Source organism: Nocardiopsis alkaliphila YIM 80379, assembly GCF_000341005.1.
Lineage (GTDB): Bacteria > Actinomycetota > Actinomycetes > Streptosporangiales > Streptosporangiaceae > Nocardiopsis > Nocardiopsis alkaliphila.
This window is the reverse complement of the sequence record NZ_ANBD01000134.1, coordinates 1-4196: the sequence shown is the minus strand read 5'-3', so window position 1 is coordinate 4196 and position 4196 is coordinate 1. Positions and strand designations below refer to the sequence as shown.

Below are 4196 nucleotides of genomic sequence, written 5' to 3'. Positions count from 1 at the left end.
AAGCCGGCGGTGGCCCCCGCCTGTTGCGGATCGCGGTGTCGCCGCTGTTCGCCGAACACTCCGCACCCGGACTGATCGAACAGTTCGTGGGCCGCGCCGACGACCTCGACGTCGAACTGAGCGTGCACACCCCGGACCGGTTCGTGGAGCTGTTGCGCGACCGCGCCGTGGACGTCGCCCTGGGGCCGATTCCGCCGGAGCCGGTCGAGGGGCGGGTGGTCTCCCGAACCATCCTCAACTACCACCTGCTCACCGTGGTGGCCCCCGACCATCCGCTGGCGCGGGCAAGGGTGGACCTGGAACGGTTGCGCGAGCACACCTGGATGCTGGGGCCCTCCGCGCTGGACCGTACCGGCCTGATCCCTGGGGCACTGCGCAGGTTCGGGGTGCCCGAGGAACGACAGCGCGTCTTCCAGAGCCACGCGGCTGCGCTGGAGGAGGTCAAACGGGGTGGTGGGGTCGGATTGGCGGTGGGGTTCACCATCGCCCACGACCTGGAGGCCTCTCGACTGGTGACGCCCTCGGGGCCGCCGGTGCGCACGGCGGGCAGCTGGGGCGCGACGACCCTGCCGGACCCGGAGGAGACCGGGGTGGCGGCGGAGTTCGTGCGCTTCGCCACCACGCACCGCGCCACCCAGGCCATGTTGCGGGGGTCGGGAGTTCATCGGGGAAGGTTCCGCTCGGCCACCCACGTCACCCTGTGGAAGCACGCGGAACCCTCCGGCTGAGCCGGTCTCGTGTCCCTTCCCGGCGCCTTGCCCGCACGCCGCTTCTCCGCCGCACCCCTTTCCCGCGTTGATCTTGCTCCCAGCGCCCATTCCGCGCCCCTCGACCTTCGCGGTTTTCGGGGCGGTGGGCGCTCTGGTGGTGGGGGCTGAGGGTTATGCGGGGTGCTGGTCTCTTCCAGCGTTGGGGTGGTGTCCCCGTTTCCTGCCGCGTGAGTGTGGCCGTTTTCGCTGTGCGCGTCAAGGTCGTTCGTCCTCGCTGCGCTGCGGGCGCTCCACCTTGACCCGCTTGCTTCAACGGCGGGTGGGCGGCTATCGGGAAACGGGGAAGGTGTGGTCGGGGGCCTGAGGCCCCTTCGGGGCCCGGGCTTGGCCCGGTCCCTTCGGGCCCTCCGGCCGCTGGGCGGCCGGATGCCTGCCCGTCCCCCTGGTGGGAATCGGTGTGCGCGTCCCCGTGGGCGTCGGCGGAGCGCCGAAGGGCCCGCACCGGGTTTCGGCCCGGGGTGAAGGAAGGCCCACCGGTCCGGCGGCCCTGATGCGGGCCTGTTTCGTTCGTGATCTTGCCCCCAGAGGCACGGAAAGCGCTTTCTGTGCCTCTGGGGGCAAGATCGATTTCGTGCCGGTGTTGCGGGTGGCGCGTAACCGTGTTTTCGGGTGTGGGGTACCCAGGGGAATCGGGTCCTTGGGCTGGGGCCGACCTGGCGTGAGCTGGAGGCGGTGTTCGGCTGGGGCCGGTGGGAGGGTGCGCTGATCATCCGATACCTGGTGGATCAGGGATGGTTGCGGGAGGAAGAGGGCAGCCCGTGCCTGCTGCCGGGGGAGGGGCCCGGTGGTTCCTGAAACGGATGTGCTGATTTCCGTCGACCCGTCCTCGGTGGTTTCATCCCGCAGGATTTCGAGAATTGACCGAACGGATTCCGGAGTCGGGTTCACACCCGGAAACCGCTGTGCGATGATCGCACACATGGCACAGGAATTGAGCTGGGATCTGATCGGGGAACGTATCCGACTGAGTCGGATCTCCGCCGGACTCTCGCAGGGGGCCATGGCTGATCGTGTGGGTCTGGAACGCAGCATGGTCTCCAAGCTCGAACGCGGAAAACGCCACGTCGACGCGGTTGAACTCACTCGAATCGCCCGAGTGCTCGACTACCCGCTCTCGCACTTCCTCAGCTCTCCTCCGACCGTCGTCTCCAAGCGGACCCCCGCCTCCGACGTGGGAGAGGAAGAGCTGGACCGGAGCGATTACCGCACCAAGGCCCTGCTCTCGGACTGGCTGCGGGACGTGCGGCAGCTCGTCGACGAAGGAGTGCTTCAGACGCGACCGCTGCTGCGTTTCCCCGATTCGGCGAAGAACGCCGATGAGGCCAGGGACGCGGCCCTGTGGCTGCGCGACGAGCTGGGCCGAGGTACCGAACCGCTCGATTCCCTTGCCGAGGAGTGTGAACGGGCGGGACAGTTCGTGGCCGTGGTGCCTTTGCCCCAAGGGGCCGATGGGGCTTCCCTGGTGGACGGTGACGTGGCCGTGGCCGTGGTCAACGAGCACATGGAACCAGGGCGACGGCGCAGCACGGCCGCTCACGAGCTGGGGCACTTGGTCCTGGGCGACGAGTTTTCCAGTGACGTGGGGGGAGGGGTGCACGCCTCCCGTCAAGATCGGGAGGAGGTGGTGAACGCCTTCGCTGCGGAGTTCCTCCTGCCCAGGGTGAAGGCACGACAGGCGGTGGTGCGCCGAAACCAGGAGGAGGTGCGCCACAACCTCATCAGGTTGTCGGCGACCTACCGGGTCTCCTGGAGCCTGACCGTCCGGCAGGCCATGTCCGAGGGCAATGGGAGAACCGGCTTCTGGCAGGAGATGACGGATCGCGTGCCCACGATGGCGGAATTCCGGGACGTCCTGGGGTGGAAGCCGCAACCAGACCTGTCTTCGATCAGGGTTCCGCCCGCGTATGCCTCCGCAGTGATGAGGGCGCTGGATGACGAGCTGATCACCACCACACGTGCGGTGGAGATGATGCGTGGCCAGGTGACCCCCGACGAATTCGACGAGGAATAGCGGCTTGAATGCTTCCCCCCGGACGCTGTGGGGGTTACTTCTATGAGGACCCGGCCGTGCCTTGGAGGGGGCACGGCCGGGCTTTTCTTTGGCTTGGCGGGTGAGGGGCCGAGGCTCAGCGGGTGAGAGCGGCGGTGAGGAAGCCGGTCCACTCGGGGGCGGGGAAGGGGAGGTGTCCGGCGGTGGGGTGCTTGGAGTCGCGGATCGCCGCCCCACAGGGGAGCTCGGCGACCTCAACGCACTCCTGGCGTTGAGCGCTGTAGCTGCTCTTTCGGAAGTCTGGGGGTATGTGGGCGACTTCGACGCAATCTTCGCCGGTGCCGCTGTAGCTGCTCTTCCGAAATCTGAGAACGGTCATGGAGTGCCCTTCAGCGATGTGATCATGTCTCCGATGAAGCTCACGCTCTGGGCTGCTGTCAATGCAGCGTTGTGAGCCTCACGCCACAAGGTCTCATAGCGACGAATGTCTTCGTCCTCTTCTGAGAAGATTTTACAGGTTGGTGTCTCCATGTAACCGATGGTGGGGTCCGTCGGCTCGGGAAAATCAAGGATCTGGAAACCACCGAGGTTCGCAGCGTGCATTCCCGCTGAGAACGGTAGGACATGGATGGATATCCTTGAGCGCTTCGCCATTTCTGTGAGATGGAAAAGTTGCTCTCTCATCGCCTCCACTCCACCGGCAGGGCGCCGTAGTGCGGCTTCATCGATGATCGCTACATATTCGGGTGGGTAGAGGCGATTGAGGATCTCCTGTCTTTTCATCCGGCCATCGACATGGCGTTGGATCTGTTCCTCTTGGACCATGCTGGTTCCTGTGAACACCGCTCTCGTGTATGCGGTGGTCTGGAGCAATCCAGGGATCACCTGGGTTTGATAAGTCCGAATGCAGGATGCTTCGACCTCGAAGGAGGGCAACCCATCAGCACTGAATATGTCCTTGTACTTGGACCACCACCCTCGCTCGCCTGCGTCTTTTGCTAGTTGGTGAAGGCTCTTCCATGTCTCTTCGTTCAGGTCGTACAGGCGAGCCAATGCGTCCAGGTGGGCTGGCTGGATGCGCTTTCCCTCGTGGCCTTCGAGTCTTCCAATGGTACTTCTGGGGACTCCTGACTCTTTTGAGGCGCTATCTAGCGTATGTCCGGATTCTTCTCGAAGATCACGAAGTATGCGCGCAAGGCGTCGTCTGCGAATGGTGGGGCTGAAGCTGGGTTTCATGGAGGTGAGCCTAGCAAGATTTCGAGGGTTTCTTAAGATTCGCTTGACTTTTGGGATTCTAAGATTCCATGATGAAGGTGTGGCCAGTGACAGGTGGATCACTCAGGGTTCATCTGGTTCAGGTTATGCCTTGCCCGTTCCGTGCATCACGGCCTCCGTGAGACTTCTCCAACGGGCGTTTNGGCAACGATCCCCCGCCT

General features: G+C 64.6%; 5 protein-coding genes. 3 read left to right on the top strand and 2 right to left on the bottom strand.

Annotated elements, in window-relative coordinates; all coding sequences use genetic code 11:
- The 3 genes from D472_RS0118985 to D472_RS0118975 all read left to right on the top strand — a co-directional run.
- Window positions 1–728, top strand: a 728-nt coding sequence (locus D472_RS0118985; protein ID WP_017606051.1) for a substrate-binding domain-containing protein, incomplete at its 5' end; no start/stop codon positions are given.
- A 651-nt stretch (window positions 729–1379) separates the two neighbouring features.
- On the top strand, window positions 1380–1565 hold the full coding sequence (locus tag D472_RS28720) for a hypothetical protein (RefSeq protein WP_017606050.1): 186 nt from the start codon (window positions 1380–1382) through the stop codon (window positions 1563–1565).
- Window positions 1566–1689: 124 nt separating this feature from the next.
- Window positions 1690–2781: a helix-turn-helix domain-containing protein gene (locus D472_RS0118975; RefSeq protein ID WP_239643009.1), complete on the top strand. Its 1092-nt coding sequence runs from the start codon at window positions 1690–1692 to the stop codon at window positions 2779–2781.
- Between the two features lie 115 nt (window positions 2782–2896).
- Here the strand turns inward: D472_RS0118975 and D472_RS0118970 are convergent, their stop codons facing one another.
- Window positions 2897–3139, bottom strand: a complete 243-nt coding sequence (locus D472_RS0118970) for a DUF397 domain-containing protein (RefSeq protein WP_017606048.1) — start codon at window positions 3137–3139, stop codon at window positions 2897–2899.
- Entirely contained in the window at window positions 3136–3996 is an 861-nt protein-coding gene (locus D472_RS25975) for a helix-turn-helix domain-containing protein (protein WP_026117858.1), read from the bottom strand. Before D472_RS25975 ends, D472_RS0118970 begins: the two co-directional genes overlap by 4 nt.
- Between the last annotated feature and the right edge of the window lie 200 nt (window positions 3997–4196).

What these genes read in the sequence shown, in the direction of transcription:
- D472_RS25975 (WP_026117858.1), bottom strand. Translation starts at nt 3,996, where the DNA reads ATGAAACCCAGCTTCAGCCCCACCATTCGCAGACGACGCCTTGCGCGC.
- D472_RS0118975 (WP_239643009.1), top strand. Translation starts at nt 1,690, where the DNA reads ATGGCACAGGAATTGAGCTGGGATCTGATCGGGGAACGTATCCGACTG.
- D472_RS0118970 (WP_017606048.1), bottom strand. Translation starts at nt 3,139, where the DNA reads ATGACCGTTCTCAGATTTCGGAAGAGCAGCTACAGCGGCACCGGCGAA.